This is a genomic window from Porphyromonas circumdentaria, assembly GCF_900167105.1.
GTDB lineage: Bacteria > Bacteroidota > Bacteroidia > Bacteroidales > Porphyromonadaceae > Porphyromonas > Porphyromonas circumdentaria.
Genome location: NZ_FUXE01000020.1, coordinates 1 through 15,205 on the forward strand (window position 1 = coordinate 1; position 15,205 = coordinate 15,205).

Genomic DNA, 15,205 nt, shown 5'->3' on the forward strand with positions numbered 1-15,205 from the left:
AAGACAAACTTTCCCTACGGAAAAGGTTGTTTAAGGCTGCTTTAAATATAGACTATCTCAAAAAGCTGCTAAAGATTTGATGCGGTTGCCCTGAATATTTGGTCTTTTCGATTCGATTGTCTATATTTGTGGCTTGAAGTGTAAATGGTGCCTCTCCTTAGCGGTATAAATAACAGGGGTGCCATTAACATATTACCAAAATGTATAAACAATTAATTCAAAGAATGACAATGCTGAAAAAAGGCTTCGTTTTTGCGGGCTTTGCGGTGTTGCTTGCGTATCCGTTGCAGGCTTTTTCTTCCGAGAAAGCTGCTGATCTGGAGCGTGGTCCTCGCAGTTGGACTACGAATCCCGTTCAGAAACGATCGTCGCGAAACAGTACTGCAGATACCCTCAACATGGATAACCTACTTGCAGATGGTCTAAAGGGAATTGAAAAAATCAAGGCAAACAAAGTTGCTCTTGAACTTGAATTGGCTGAAGAAGCCCTCAGTGCCCCAGCTATTGAACTCTACGGAGAGAATAGCTGGGGTAATTACGTCAATCCTTTTGCTGGGCAGCATGTAGAGATTCCTGCATCTCATGAAATCGATTGTAATGGTTTTGTAATGCCACTTGATGGTCGCCCGCGATTAACTTCTAGTTATGGCTATCGTCGTCGTTTCCGTCGTCAACACAAAGGGGTAGATTTGGCTCTAAGAGTCGGAGATACCGTTCGTGCTGCTTTTGATGGAAAGGTGCGTATTCGAGATTATGAGGGTAAGGGGTATGGAAACTATGTAGTAATACGTCACCCTAATGGCTTAGAAACAGTTTACGGGCACCTTAGTCGTCATTTGGTTCAAAAAGACCAGATTGTACGTGCGGGAGAGCCCATCGGTTTGGGAGGTTCTACGGGGCGTTCCACGGGTCCTCATCTTCACTTTGAAACTCGATTTATGGGGGTTGACATTAATCCTTCATTTATCATAGACTTTTCAGAGGGAGCTCCCTGGAGGGATATCTATGCTTTCCAATACAAGGGGGGGCGTGCTGTAGAGACATTTTCCTATAGTAATGCGAAAAGCTATAAGGGAGGAGATTCTTTCAACACCTCTACAGAGCAAGCTAGAGTCAAGGCTAAAGCTCCCTCTGTGTATAGAATAAGAAAGGGTGATACGCTCAGTGGTATTGCAAAGAGAACGGGTGTCTCTGTTTCTCGCTTGTGCAAACTCAATAATATGAGCACCAAAGCAACACTCCGTCCAGGAAAAACTTTACGGATAAAGTAAAGAGAACGCGTAACTTACAGAATTTCATACATAGAAAGAAGAGGCCTATACCGCGGTCTCTTCTTTTTTATTTTGGACTTTATCTTTAGAACTGCCCCTTTCAAAACAGAGAGAGAAGAGAGGGGATTTCTCAATGATATAGAGCAAGGTATATAGCTTTTTTGTACTTTTACCGACCATAAATAAAAGTATATGCAGGAAATACGTAACATTGCCATTATAGCACACGTAGACCATGGTAAAACTACTTTGGTCGATAAAATGCTCCTCGCTGGTAAATTGTTTCGAGAAGACAAGGCGGAGGAAGTAGACACCTATCTGGATAATAATGCCATTGAAAGAGAACGTGGTATTACTATCGTCTCTAAGAACGTAAGTATACGCTACAAAGGGTGTAAGATAAACATAATAGACACCCCAGGTCACGCCGATTTTGGGGGAGAAGTCGAGAGAGTGTTGAATATGGCAGATGGCTGTTTGCTCTTGGTGGATGCTTTTGAGGGGCCTATGCCTCAAACGCGCTTTGTATTACAAAAGGCCCTTAGTTTAGGACTTAAGCCGATTGTGGTAATAAATAAGGTTGATAAGCCTAATTGTAGGCCTTCGGAAGTACAAGACATGGTATTTGATCTTATGGCAAGTCTCGATGCTTCGGATGAACAATTGGATTTCCCAACCCTCTTTGGCTCTGCAAAGCAATCTTGGATGAGTACTGATTACAAAGTGCCAACCGATACCATTACCCCCTTGCTTGATGCTATTATTGAGTATATACCAGCTCCTCCTCCTTTGGAAGGTCTTTCACAGATGCTTATAACCTCTTTGGATTACTCCTCTTATGTGGGACGTATTGCTATAGGAAGAGTGCATAGAGGAACTATACGTGAGGGAGAAGATGTTGTGCTCTGTCGTCGTGACGGTTCTCTACTTCGCCAAAGAATAAAAGAGATAAATACGTTTGAGGGATTAGGAAGAGCTAAGGTTGAAGAGGTGCATTGTGGAGACATTTGCGCCATTATAGGCTTGGAGCAATTTGAAATCGGAGAGACTATTGCTAATGCTTCTCATCCAGAGCCTTTGACCAGTATTCATGTTGATGAGCCGACCATGAGTATGCTTTTTACTATTAATAACTCCCCTTTCTTTGGTAAGGAGGGGAAATTTGTTACGAGTAGACATATCTTCGATCGCTTGACGAAAGAGTTGGATAAGAACTTGGCTCTACGTATTGAGCCTACGAGCTCTGCCGATGCTTGGTTGGTTTACGGAAGAGGGATACTTCACTTGAGCGTTTTAATAGAGACTATGCGACGTGAGGGGTATGAACTTCAAGTTGGCCAACCTCAGGTAATTATTAAAGAGATAGATGGTGTCAAGTGCGAGCCTATAGAGCAATTGACGATTAACTTACCCGAGGAGTGCTCAAGCCGTGTGATAGATATCGTAACGCGCAGAAGAGGAGAGATGACCGCTATGGAAACTAAGGGAGATCGTATAATGCTAGAGTTCTCAATACCCTCAAGGGGTATTATAGGTCTCAATAACGCAGTGCTAACCGCTTCGGCGGGAGAGGCTGTTATGGCACACCGATTTTTGGAGTTTGCTCCTTGGCGTGGTGAGATACAGAGGCGAACAAATGGCTCAATTATCGCGATGGAAACGGGTACAGCCTTTGCCTATGCACTTAATAACTTGCAGAGTCGAGGTCGTTTCTTTATTAGCCCACAGGAAGAAGTCTATGCGGGGCAGGTAATCGGAGAGCATACAAAGGACAATGATCTCGTGGTGAATGTCTGTAAGACCAAGAAACTAACTAATATGCGTGCTTCTGGAAGTGATGAGAAGGTGGCTCTTGCTCCTCCTATCCTTTTTAGTTTGGAGGATGCACTGGAGTACATAAAGATTGACGAATATGTAGAAATTACTCCCGCAAGTATGCGTATGCGCAAAATTATATTGGACGAAAATGAACGTAAAAGACACGCAAGACAGGAGGAGATTTAGTCCTCTTGAGATAACCTATATTGCTTTTTATCAGTCTTAAAGATGCTTCTCTCTTGGTCGTAGATTGATTTTTTGAAAAGCAGTATAGCTTTTGTCTATTTTGTTTTTTGGCAAAAAGTCTTTATGTTTGTGTTAGAAAAAAAGAATTGAAGAAAACTAATTGTAAAAAAGAAACTTTATGAAGATTAAAAGTATTGTTTTAGGACTCGCTCTCGCAGCTGCTTCCGTATTTGGTTCACAAGCAAATGCTCAGGAGGTATTTAAGAAAGGTACAAACACAGTAAGTGCGTTGATAGGAACAACTAATTTTGGCAACTTCTCTGTGCTTCCTATCCAGATTTCTTATGAGCGTGGAATCGTAGATGGATTACTCTCATCAGGTAAGGGTAGTATAGGTGTAGGTGGTGCATTGGGAACTTATACAGCCAGTCTCTTTAGCAGCAGTTTTATTGGTGCTAAGGGTTCTTTCCACTATGAATTTGCTCCAAAGTGGGATACTTATGCAGGTTTGTTTTTAGGTGCAAACGTTGTTAATAATCAATCTCAATGGAACTTTGCTTTCGGTTCACAGATTCATTTGGGAACTCGTTACTATTTTGCTCCAAACTTTGCTGTTAATGCAGAAATTGGTTATGGAGTATCTCTTATTAACATCGGTCTTACTTACCGTTTCTAATAGGATAATAATACGTAATTAGGTATATAGCTCCCCCTTTGTCCTTGTGGATAGAGGGGGAGTTTTATATTTCTCCTGAAACATCTTTTTGATAGTAAGCTGATAAATAGTAGGCTCAGGGTGTGTCTGGAAAACGTTTCAAAGGGGGCATTCAGAGGCTTTTTTCTTCTTTTGATAGGCTTTTCTCCTCAAAAAAAGCCACGAAACGATGATATTCTTGAAATCTCTTTTCTCTTTTTCTGATAGGTGTTTTCTCCAAGAGGGTTAGTGATACAATTCATTTGTATTTACTCCTTACGCTCCTTTGCGATAGGGAAATAAGTCAATCTCTTGCTTTTAGAAAGTAAAATCAATAGGTACAAAAGTTTCTTTTATTATGAGTAATTCTTTATTTGTAGATTGCATTTATATATTTTCAATTTGAATATATGTATATTCAAATTACGTATATGTATATTCAAGTTGAATATAAAGTATTTGTCGTAACGGAGCATAAAAGTTAGCGTTAGGAAAGAATAAAAAGTCCCCTTTCGTCGGGAGAAGTTAACCCTTTTGAGGCTACTTTTTTTTACCGTAATCTTTGTATGCTTCTTTAGCGTAGTACAATCTCTTTTTTCTGATGAAAAGTATGCTTTATGAGTTGTACTGAAACTCTTTTTCTCCAATAAAATAGGTTAATACAGAACCTTCTTTTCTTTTTCTACCACCGATTTTCTGTATATTTACGCTCCTGAAAAGCTTTATCCTCGGGGTATCTCCTCTTTACAGGAAAGTTTTTTTCTAAAGAGCCTTGATATAAGGTCTTGACACTCTTTTTTTTAGGGGCTGCCAAGTTTTTAAGAAGACCTTTAGATGTAGATAAAGGTCTTTTATTGTATAACGGCCACTCTTTACAGGTTAAAGGGTTTTTAATTGAAAAATAAAAATGATACGATATAATGGCAAAGAAATGGATTTGGAACCCTCCTACCGAGGAGGTGCTTTCCACAGGCTTGTCCCTAAGTGGGGCACTTCGAGTGCCGCCCGTAGTGGGGCAATTACTGGTACAAAGAGGTGTAACTACTCCTGAGGCTGCCAAGCAATTTTTTGAACCCAAATTAGAAGATCTCCATGATCCTTTCTTGATGAAGGATATGGACAAAGCCGTAGAGCGTATAAATCTTGCTCTCGGGCGCAGGGAACCTATATTGGTTTACGGTGATTATGATGTGGATGGAACCACAGCTGTTTCTCTGGTATATAAGTTCCTTCGTCTCTCTGGCTGTAGTGACCATTTGCTACACTACTATATTCCTGGTCGTAATGATGATGGGTATGGGGTAACTTATCAAGGGATTAACTATGCTCATGAGTTGGGCGTAAAGCTCATAATTGTCTTAGATTGTGGCATAAAAGCCATAAAAGAGATAGAGTATGCCAAGGGGTTAGGTATAGATTTTATTGTTTGCGATCACCATACTCCAGATGATGTATTGCCTAATGCCGTGGCTGTACTGGATCCCAAGCGTGTAGATAACACCTATCCTTTGGAGGACTTGTCGGGCTGTGGTATTGGGTTTAAGTTGATGCAGGCTTTTGCCATCAACAACAACATCCGTATGCGTCGTCTCTACTCCATGTTAGATCTTGTAGCTGTAAGTATTGCAAGTGATGTGGTGTCTGTACTGGGGGAGAATAGAATACTGGCCTATCATGGGCTTAAACAGTTGAATAAAAGTCCTTCGCCTGGTTTAGGTAGCGTTCTAAAGACTTGCATGCTTACGAGTGGGTCTATTACGATGAGTGATATCGTTTTTAAGATCGGCCCTATGATCAATGCTTCGGGGCGTATGATGAATGGGCGACAAACTGTCGACCTGTTGGTGAGTAGAGATTTGGAAGAAGCCCAAGAGAAGTGTGCTGTAATCGAAAACTGTAATAACGAACGTCGTAAGCTGGACCAGAATACGACTCGGTGGGCTATACGGATGGTGGAGGAGCAGAAACTCCACAAACTTCACAATGTGATTGTCGTTTATAGTAAAGATTGGCATAAAGGAGTTATCGGAATTGTTGCTACTCGTCTCACGGAACGCTTTGCTCGCCCAGTAATTGTTCTTGCTGGAGAGGGCGAATTGGTAGTAGGTTCGGCTCGCAGTTTCGGAGGCTTCGATATGTATGGTGCGATTGAGTATTGTCGAGATATATTAACCAACTTCGGGGGGCATCCGTATGCCGCTGGGATGGCTTTATCAGAAGAGAATGTACCTCTTTTTATAGAGCGTATTTATCAGTACTCTTTGGAGCACACCACTCCGAAACCTCTTACCAATGAGATAGAGATAGATGCTGTTTTGAGCCTTTCTGAGGTGTCCAAGTCGTTACATCGTAGTATCGAGCGTATGGGACCTTTTGGCCCCGACAATCCTAAACCGATATTTATGACGCGTTTCATATTCGATACAGGAAAGAGTCAAACTGTGGGAAAGAATGATGAGCATCTGAAGTTGGAGGTAACCGAATCACCTCAGATGTTGAATGTACGTAGTGCCATTGCTTATGGGCAGGCGGCTAATTTTGCTTACGTGAAGAGTTACAGACCCTTTTCTATTTGTTATACTTTAGAAGAGAATACATTCAAGGGTGTTTCTTCCGTACAGATGCTGGTTAAAGATTTGAAGCAAGAGGAGACTTCTAAAGGAGTGTAATGAAGATGGAGAAAGATTGTAATCTTTCGCCAAAAGAGCCCTTATTGTCGGGAGAAGAGGCTTTTTATTACAGTGATAGATATGGTTACATACCAGATTTTATCTCTGAAGAAGAAGCCTCTTTTTTCGAGGTAGATGCCTTGGAAAACTCTTTTTTCGATGGTTCTATATCAGCGGAAGATGGGACTGAGGATCACCTTCTAACCCCCGAAGAAGTGCTAAAGAAGTACTGGGGTTTTGATGAGTTTCGTCCTAAACAACGAGATATAATAGGCTCGGTCTTATCGGGTAAAGATACGCTGGGACTTCTCCCAACAGGTGGTGGAAAGAGTATATCGTTTCAAGTACCGGGTCTGTTATTAAAGGGTATAACTCTGGTGATAACGCCTTTGATCGCGTTGATGAAAGATCAGGTTGCCCATCTCAGGAAGCGGAACATAAAGGCCGTCGCTCTACACTCGGGGCTTTATGGGTATGAGATGCAACGCTTGTTGGACAATGCCGTGCACGGAGCTTACAAGTTTTTGTATCTCTCTCCCGAACGCCTCTCGTCCTCCTCGTTTGTTGCCGCTATTTCGCATCTTAAGGTTAGCTTGATTGTGGTGGACGAGTGTCACTGTATTTCACAGTGGGGGTATGATTTCCGTCCCTCTTATCTTCGCATCAGTGAGTTGCGGAAGTATTACCCAGAAGTGCCTGTACTTGCACTTACAGCAACTGCTACGCCAGAGGTTACTCAAGATGTTATGAAGCTGTTGGGGTTTTCTCTTCCGAATGTTATTAGTAGGAGCTTCTTGCGTCCCAATTTGGCTTATGTAGTGCGTCGTACAGAGGATAAACCTGGGATGATGCTCCAAATACTACGTTCAGTGCCTGGTTCTGCAATTATTTATTGTCGTAATAGAGAGCGTACTCAACAGTTAACTCAGGTACTTCGAGAGGCTGGTATTACAGCCGATTTCTTTCATGCTGGATTAACTCATGCCGAACGAGATGAGCATCAAAAAAGATGGATGGAGGGTTCTGTAAGGGTTATGGTGGCTACCAATGCCTTTGGTATGGGAATCGATAAACCCAATGTAAGAGTGGTTATTCACTGGCTTATGCCCTCTTCTTTGGAGGAGTATTTCCAAGAAGCAGGCCGCGCAGGTAGAGATGAACAAAAAGCGTATGCTGTGGTGTTAGTAAGCCGATACGATAAGGCTATTATAGCTCGTCGTTTACAAGATGAGTTCCCTCAGAAAAATTTTATACGCTCTTTATACGATCTTGTTACCAGTAAGCTGGGTATTGGATTGGGCGATGGCTTGGATAGGAGTTTTACTTTTAATGTAGAGCATTTTGTTCAAGAGTTTCGTCTGCCCCCTATACAGACTATGTCTGCCGTACGTTTGTTGGATATGATGGGGGTGTGGGAGTATCAAGAGAGCGAAGAGCAGCGTTCGAGGGTAACATTCCTTGTAACGCGCGATGAATTGTACAATAATTCGTTGGTAACACCTGCCGTCGACAACTTGGTGCGCTTGTTGTTGCGCACTTACCCAGGTCTCTTTTCTGATTATGTATTTATCGATGAAAAATTGCTGTCGAGAGAGTTGAGTATGACATTGCAAGATGTCTACCTCTCTCTTTCCTCTCTCTCGCATAGGGGAGTAATTCATTACATACCGAAGACTTCGGAGCCCCGCCTTGTGTTTCGTTCTCGTCGAGAAGAGGGGCGTCATCTTCCTATTCCTTATTCTATATACGAAGAGCGTAAGCAGCGTTTGTCCGAACGACTTGAATGTACCATTGCCTACATTTCCTCGGAAGAGCGTTGCCGAAGTGCTCTTCTTTTGGACTACTTCGGTGAGACTCTTGTAGAGGGGTGTGGCTGTTGCGATGTTTGTTTGCAGAAAAAAAAGAATCGAAAACCCTCTGAAGAGCCGTTTGTTTATCTTTTAGGTTTCTTAAAAGAGCAGTTGAAAGAGCCAGGACAATCTATTACCGTGGAGCGTATTTTGCAGGTAACAAAGATGAAACGCGAGGAGTTAGGCCCTCTTTTAAGTCGTATTGTAGAAACGCATCCACACTTTTTCTTCGATGGTTTCTCTATATCATATCGATGAGTAGCTTTGTAAAGATCTCAGAAATACCCCTAACTTTTTAGCCTGTTCATAGTAGTTATGATAGTTTATTCCAATAAATATATACAGCACAGCAAATCTCTTTTGCATATTGCTTTCCCGATCATAGTAGGTCAGGTTGCAATTATATTCATCGGTTTTGTTGACAACATGATGGTGGGGCAGCATGCCATCAAAGAGCTATCTGCAGCCTCCTTTGTTAATAACTTTCTGAACCTTATCTTGATATTCGGATTAGGTTTTTCTTATGGATTGACACCGCTTGTTGCAGAGGCGGATAAGCTCAATCAGCGTGAACGTATAGGAGGGTTACTCAAGATGTCTATGTGGCTCAATATTATTGTTGGGCTTTTACTTTCGCTCATTGTTCTTGGGCTTTCTCCTTTCTTGAGCCTCTTCAATTTAGAGGAAGAGCTTATTCCTATTGCCTTGCCCTATTATTATTTGCAAACTGCCTCTTTCTTGATTTTAATGGCTTTTAATGGCTTCAAGCAGTTTTACGATGGGATGAGTCGCATGCACTGGCCTATGTACATAACGATTGTAGGGATAATACTTAATGTCTTACTCAACTACCTTTTGATTTATGGTAAGTGGGGCTTCCCAGAGTGGGGACTGTTGGGGGCTGGAGTTGCTACGCTTCTTAGCCGTTTTGCAATGCTCTTCATTATCTTTATAACATTCTTCTGTGAGTCACGTTGGAAAGATATTCGTCGAGCTTTTGTTACTACGCTTTGGAACCGATTGATAGCAAAGTCGTTGATTCGTTTGGGAACTCCAGTCGCTTTACAGCTGGGGCTTGAAGCTACCTCTTTTTCCTTAATAATCATTTTTGTGGCAAGATTGGGAGCAATGTCGCTTGCTGCACATCAGGTGGTAATGGTGGTAACGCTTTTAGGCTACTTGATTTATTATGGTTTGGGGGCAGCTGTAGCTATTCGTGTCAGTCATTTTAAGGCAATACAAGATTACCAATCGGTGCGAGAGGTAGTGCGTACCTCTTGTTTCATAGGGTTTCTTATGGCATTGGGTACGGCAGTCTTGATGTTTGCTCTTCGTAATCATGTCTCATTTCTCTTTACGCCCGAGGCTGAAGTCTCTCGTCTTGTGTCAATAGCTTTATTACCTGTTATCATTTATCAGTTTGCAGATGTTCTTCAGGTTATTTTCTCGAACGCTTTACGAGGCTTGGAACAGGTAAAACGCTTGGCTCCGATTGCTTTTTTGGCACATATCGTAGTGGCTCCTGCGCTCTCCTATCTTTTTACTTTTTATTGCGCAGCAGACTATCCTTCTTATCAGTTGTGCGCCATTTGGAGTTCTTTTCCTATCAGTTTGACCTTGATGAGCTTCTTGCTTTACGGTTACTATAACAAGGTTGTTCGGGCTCTCTCAAGGTGAATTTTCTGGAAGAGTATTTAATGCCCATCTTGTTACTATGTAGTATGTATGGAAATAGTAATTACTATTTTTGAAAATAGTATTTACTATTTGGTGAGATAGTTATTACTATTTTGCTGTATAGTATATACTATTTAATTGGATAGTATGATGTCGTGTTTCGTGTGGTTGTGTGGAGTCTATTGTTAACCCTGGTATTTCTTCTTAATTAGGCCTTTCAAGGTGTCTGATTCGTTTGAATTATAGTCTCTCGCATTAATTACTTGTCGGGAGGGGAGGCCTTCTAAACGTGCCTTTTGATAAGTCGAGGGATTTGGTACAGTACCATAGAGAGGGCGGTTATGCCTGACAGAGCATCGGCTATAGGCATAGAAATCCAAACGCCGTCTGTTCCGATAAAATGGGGGATGATGAGTAAGCAGGGCATGAGGTAGATAATTTGGCGAGTTAAACTTAAAAACATTGCCTTTGTACTGATACCCAAACTTTGAAAGAATTGTACTGTCGTTAGTTGTACCCCTATAAAGGGAAACATCATCATAGTCATCCGAATCGTACGGTTTAGCAGAGAGGCTAAATTGGGATCTTTTGAGAAAAGATTTATGAAGAATTGGGGCGAAAGCATCGCTATTGCAAAGCCTGTGGTTGCAACACTAATATTAACCACGAGGGCTACTCTGTAGGTTTTTATCGAGCGTCGTATATCGCCAGCTCCAAAGTTGTAGCCTACAATGGGTTGCATCCCCATAGAAACCCCCAGCATGAACTGAATAAAAAGTTGCGTTATCCCTAAGATTATTCCCAAGGCAGCCATTGATAAGTCCGCCTCAATTGAGGTTGTGGAGTAGGCAACAAAAGAGCGGTTCATTATAGTGTTTATAGCACTATTGACCATCATCATGGTAAAAGGAGCTATCCCTATGGATAGGATAGCTTTCATCATCGTAAAGTCGGGTTTGTAGGCGGCAAGTTGTGGGGAGAAATGAATGAGATGTTTACGATTGAGGAAGTGCCCTGTAACGTATAGAGCTGCAATTATTTCGGAGAGCAGTGTAGCCCATGCTGCCCCTTTAATCCCCCAGTCAAAACCAAATATGAATATAGGATCTAAGATGAGATTGAGTAGTGCTCCTATGAGCATCGTGTACATGGCCTTTCGAGGGTAACCCGATGCGCGCATAATAGCATTGTAGCTCAAACTCAGGTCGCAGAATATGTTACCAGGTATGACAATGTACAAATACTCTTTGGCATAGGGTATAATGGCATCGCTTGCTCCAAACATGCGCAGAAGTGGTTCCATGAAAATCAAGGCCAAAGTGCACGTTATGATATTGAAGAAAAGAGTCAGGAAAACGGCATTGGAAAGTAGGCGTTCGGCACTTTTCAGATCATTACGACCAATATAGATAGAGACACGCACCGAGGCTCCACTCCCTACCAACATACCAAAAGCTATCAAACACATTAGTATCGGGAAGGTGATGGCAAGCCCCGCCAGTGCATTGCTCCCCACTCCCTGACCAATAAATATGCGGTCTACGATGTTGTACAAGGCATTCACTACCGCTCCTATCACAGAGGGTATGGCATATCTCATCAGCAGTTTCGGAATATGCTCATGGCGCAAGTCAAAGAGTCTTTTCTCTTCCGAAGCCGAGAGAAGTGAAGAGGTTTGTTCTTGTACAGTCAAAGTTCTTAGAGGGTTAAAGCTTTCTTCTCTTCAAAGTAGAGACGATGAGCGATTATCTATATCCGATAGATGACCAGATAGCTCTACAAAACAGTTGCAAAGGTACAATTTTTTGCCCTGTGAATGTAGATTTTACACTGGAGATAATATAAGGAAAAGAGCAGGTTATTGGAAATAATGATTAACTTCGCAAAGACTATAGAAAACAAATCAAATAATCCTTATCAAGTATTATGTTGTCTCCTGAACAATTAGAAAAATCGGGCTTTGCCACACGATCAATTCACGTTGGTGCCGAAAAGAATATGTATGGTACCTTGGCCGCACCTATCTATCAAACGTCTACTTTCATTTTTGATAGTGCAGAACAGGGAGGACGTCGCTTTGCTCTGGAAGAAGATGGTTATATATACTCTCGTTTGGGTAATCCTACCTGTACTGCAGTAGAAGAGAAAGTAGCTTCTCTTGAGGGAGCAGAGGCTTGTATGAGTGCTTCCTCTGGAATGGGGGCTATTACCTCTGCTATTTGGGTCTGTGTAGCTGCTGGCGATCATATCGTAGCAGGAAAGACCTTGTATGGTTGTACCTATGCTTTTATGGAACATGGTTTGAAGCGTTACGGTGTAGATGTTACATTTGTAGATATGAGAGACCCCGAAAATGTACGTAAGGCGATGCGTCCCAATACAAAGTTGGTCTACATAGAAACCCCTGCTAACCCCAATATGTATATCTCAGATATTGAAGCTATCGCAGCTATTGCACATAAGCAAGAAGGGGTGCGTGTAATGGTAGATAATACCTACTGTACACCTTATATTTGTCGTCCTTTGGAGCATGGTGCAGACATTGTCGTACACTCTGCAACAAAGTACCTCAACGGACACGGGGATGTAATTGCTGGGTTTGTAGTTGGCTCTAAGGAGTATATTAGTCAGGTACGTTTCCTCGGTGTAAAAGATTTGACGGGTTCTGTTTTAGGCCCTTTTGAGGCTTTCTTAATCAATAGAGGATTAAAGACTTTGCACGTGCGTATGGAACGTCACTGCGAAAATGCTCAGAAGGTAGCAGAGTTTCTTGCAGCGCATCCCAAGGTACAAAGCATTGCTTACCCAGGATTGGACAACTTCCCACAGAAAGAGTTGGCGAAAAAGTACATGAAGCTCCCTGGAGCTATGATTGCTTTCGAGGTAGTAGGAGGCTTAGAGGCTGGGCGTAAACTTATTAATGCTGTAAAGATGTGCTCTCTGGCGGTGAGCTTAGGGGATACGGAAACACTTATCCAGCACCCTGCCTCAATGACACACTCACCTTATACTCCAGAGGAACGTGCAGCATCGGATATTTCTGAAGGCTTGGTGCGTCTCTCTGTAGGTATAGAGGATGTAGAGGATATTATTGCCGACTTGAAGCAAGCACTTGACCAACTTTAATAAATAGTATTTATAAGGAGGAGGGATACCCTGTTAGAGTATTTTCTCCTCCATTTTTATACACTCGTCCTTGAATAATAATGAGCAACGGATTTGTAGTTTCTGCCCGTAAGTTCCGTCCTGATAGCTTTGAGAGTCTATTGGGGCAAGATGCTGTACGAGAAACCTTAAGAAGAGCCATTTTACAACAGAAAACGGCACATGCTTATCTCTTTTGTGGTCCTCGAGGGGTGGGAAAAACTTCTGCAGCTCGTATTTTTGCCAAGGCGATAAACTGTCTATTTCCTCTGCCCGATGGAGAGGCTTGCGGAACATGTGAGAGTTGTAAAGCTTTTGAAGAGCAGCGATCGCTTAATATATTTGAATTGGATGCTGCTTCCAACAACTCTACTACAGATATTCGGCGTCTTATAGAGGAGGTTTCTATACCTCCACAAATCGGCAAGTATAGGATTTACATCATAGATGAGGTGCATATGCTCTCAACGGCAGCCTTCAATGCCTTCTTAAAGACACTTGAAGAGCCACCCAGTTATGTCGTATTTATTCTGGCCACTACCGAGAAGCACAAGATTCTTCCTACTATTCTTTCACGTTGTCAAGTATATGATTTTCGTCCTATATCGGTGGATGTCATAGCGCAGCAATTAGCGCATATTGCAGAGGTTGAAGGGATAAATGCAGAGCCTAAAGCTCTTAGCTTGATTGCCCGTAAGGCAGATGGAGGCATGAGGGATGCTCTCTCTGTATTTGACCGCATCGTGAGCTTTACAGGGGGGAAAGTGACCTATGAGCGCACTCTTGAGAGTCTTAACATACTTGATGAAGAGTATTATGTGCGTTTTGTTAATCACATCATTAGAGGAGAACAGGCGGCTGTTTTGCTCCTTTTAGATGAGCTTATAGAAAAAGGGTTTGATACACGTATCATCGTTAACGGTCTTACCGAGTTTATGCGTACATTGCTGATAGCTTACGATGCTCTTACTCTTCCTTTATTGCGTTTACCCCAGTCGCAGGCTTCTTTGTATAATGATTTGGCCAAAAGGGCAGGTAAAGTATTCCTTTATCGCTCTATTATGCAGTTGTTGAGTTACGGAAAAGAGTATCGTAATAGTAATTCAAAGCGTCTTTTGGCAGAGATGACATTGCTGTCTCTTGTCCCTATGAGTAATGAACCTATGTCTCATGTGCTTCCTCCTAATCCAGGGAATACGCCCCAAGTACCCAATACAAGTGCGAGAGTAAAGCAATATACAGCGACTACTATTGCCTCCCAAAGTACTAAGCCTGCCACACCTTCTTCTTCTTCATTACCTAATGTGTCTCGAGAGGAGCCTTCGGCTACAGAGCCAGTTCAGTCTAAGGAACCTGTACAACAGAAGCCTCTTTCTATTCCCTCTCGAGCACCGAAGTTACAGACGGTAGAGCAAGTACCAACATCTTTTCTAAAGGAAGAATTATCCTCTACAGCAGGGCGGCAAGAAGCGATAACTGCAGAGCCTGAGGAGGAATCTTTCTCTGAAAATACTCCCTTGCAACTTACTGAAGATACTCTTCTTGCAGAATGGTTTGCTTGGGCCAACGGAGCTTATGAAAAGGAACCTTTCTTGAAAAATACGATGACGCTCTCTACTCCAAAACGAGATGAAGCTGGAAACTGGGTCGTAAGAGTATTCAATACACTGCAGTTAAATGCTTTGGAGAAGATTATGCCCAGCTTACTTACTCACCTTCGTACTGTATTTTCAGAGCCTTCGCTACAGATAGATATTAAGGTAGTAGATGCTCAACAGTTGCAGGGAGAGATAGAAACGGCCAACGATTGGCTTAAATCCTTACTGCAGGAAAATAAGCATTTGCAAAGACTGGTCGCAGCTTTGGATTTAAGGATTGCGCCCTAACCCTAAATGA

Annotated in this window: 9 protein-coding genes; 8 read left to right on the top strand and 1 reads right to left on the bottom strand. The window is 42.2% G+C overall.

Features of this window, described 5'->3' with window-relative positions; all coding sequences use genetic code 11:
* Nucleotides 1-224 precede the first annotated feature (224 nt).
* From B5D06_RS07885 to B5D06_RS07910, 6 genes are all read left to right on the top strand, one after another.
* Nucleotides 225-1,271 (top strand): M23 family metallopeptidase, encoded by a 1,047-nt coding sequence (locus B5D06_RS07885; protein ID WP_234989579.1) that lies wholly within the window; start codon nucleotides 225-227, stop codon nucleotides 1,269-1,271.
* A gap of 192 nt (nucleotides 1,272-1,463) precedes the next feature.
* Nucleotides 1,464-3,275 (top strand): translational GTPase TypA, encoded by a 1,812-nt coding sequence (typA, locus tag B5D06_RS07890; protein ID WP_078737461.1) that lies wholly within the window; start codon nucleotides 1,464-1,466, stop codon nucleotides 3,273-3,275.
* A gap of 178 nt (nucleotides 3,276-3,453) precedes the next feature.
* On the top strand, nucleotides 3,454-3,951 hold the full coding sequence (locus tag B5D06_RS07895; RefSeq protein WP_078737462.1) for a hypothetical protein: 498 nt from the start codon (nucleotides 3,454-3,456) through the stop codon (nucleotides 3,949-3,951).
* A 938-nt stretch (nucleotides 3,952-4,889) separates the two neighbouring features.
* Nucleotides 4,890-6,638, top strand: a complete 1,749-nt coding sequence (gene recJ, locus B5D06_RS07900; protein ID WP_078737463.1) for a single-stranded-DNA-specific exonuclease RecJ — start codon at nucleotides 4,890-4,892, stop codon at nucleotides 6,636-6,638.
* Nucleotides 6,638-8,746 carry a RecQ family ATP-dependent DNA helicase gene (locus B5D06_RS07905; RefSeq protein ID WP_234989580.1) on the top strand — a complete coding sequence of 703 codons (2,109 nt, stop codon included), beginning with the start codon at nucleotides 6,638-6,640 and terminating at the stop codon, nucleotides 8,744-8,746. The genes recJ and B5D06_RS07905 overlap by 1 nt, the downstream gene beginning before the upstream one ends.
* Nucleotides 8,747-8,803: 57 nt before the next feature.
* Nucleotides 8,804-10,165, top strand: coding sequence for an MATE family efflux transporter (locus B5D06_RS07910; protein ID WP_078737464.1), 1,362 nt, complete (start codon nucleotides 8,804-8,806; stop codon nucleotides 10,163-10,165).
* Between the two features lie 283 nt (nucleotides 10,166-10,448).
* Here B5D06_RS07910 and B5D06_RS07915 read toward each other — a convergent pair whose 3' ends face one another.
* Nucleotides 10,449-11,858, bottom strand: coding sequence for an MATE family efflux transporter (locus B5D06_RS07915; protein WP_234989581.1), 1,410 nt, complete (start codon nucleotides 11,856-11,858; stop codon nucleotides 10,449-10,451).
* A 233-nt stretch (nucleotides 11,859-12,091) separates the two neighbouring features.
* Between B5D06_RS07915 and megL the strand changes: the two genes are divergently transcribed.
* The gene (gene megL / locus B5D06_RS07920) at nucleotides 12,092-13,291 is read left to right on the top strand and encodes a methionine gamma-lyase (protein WP_078737465.1); all 1,200 of its coding nucleotides are present in this window, start codon (nucleotides 12,092-12,094) and stop codon (nucleotides 13,289-13,291) included.
* An 80-nt stretch (nucleotides 13,292-13,371) separates the two neighbouring features.
* On the top strand, nucleotides 13,372-15,195 hold the full coding sequence (gene dnaX / locus B5D06_RS07925) for a DNA polymerase III subunit gamma/tau (RefSeq protein ID WP_078737466.1): 1,824 nt from the start codon (nucleotides 13,372-13,374) through the stop codon (nucleotides 15,193-15,195).
* The last annotated feature ends 10 nt before the right edge of the window (nucleotides 15,196-15,205 follow it).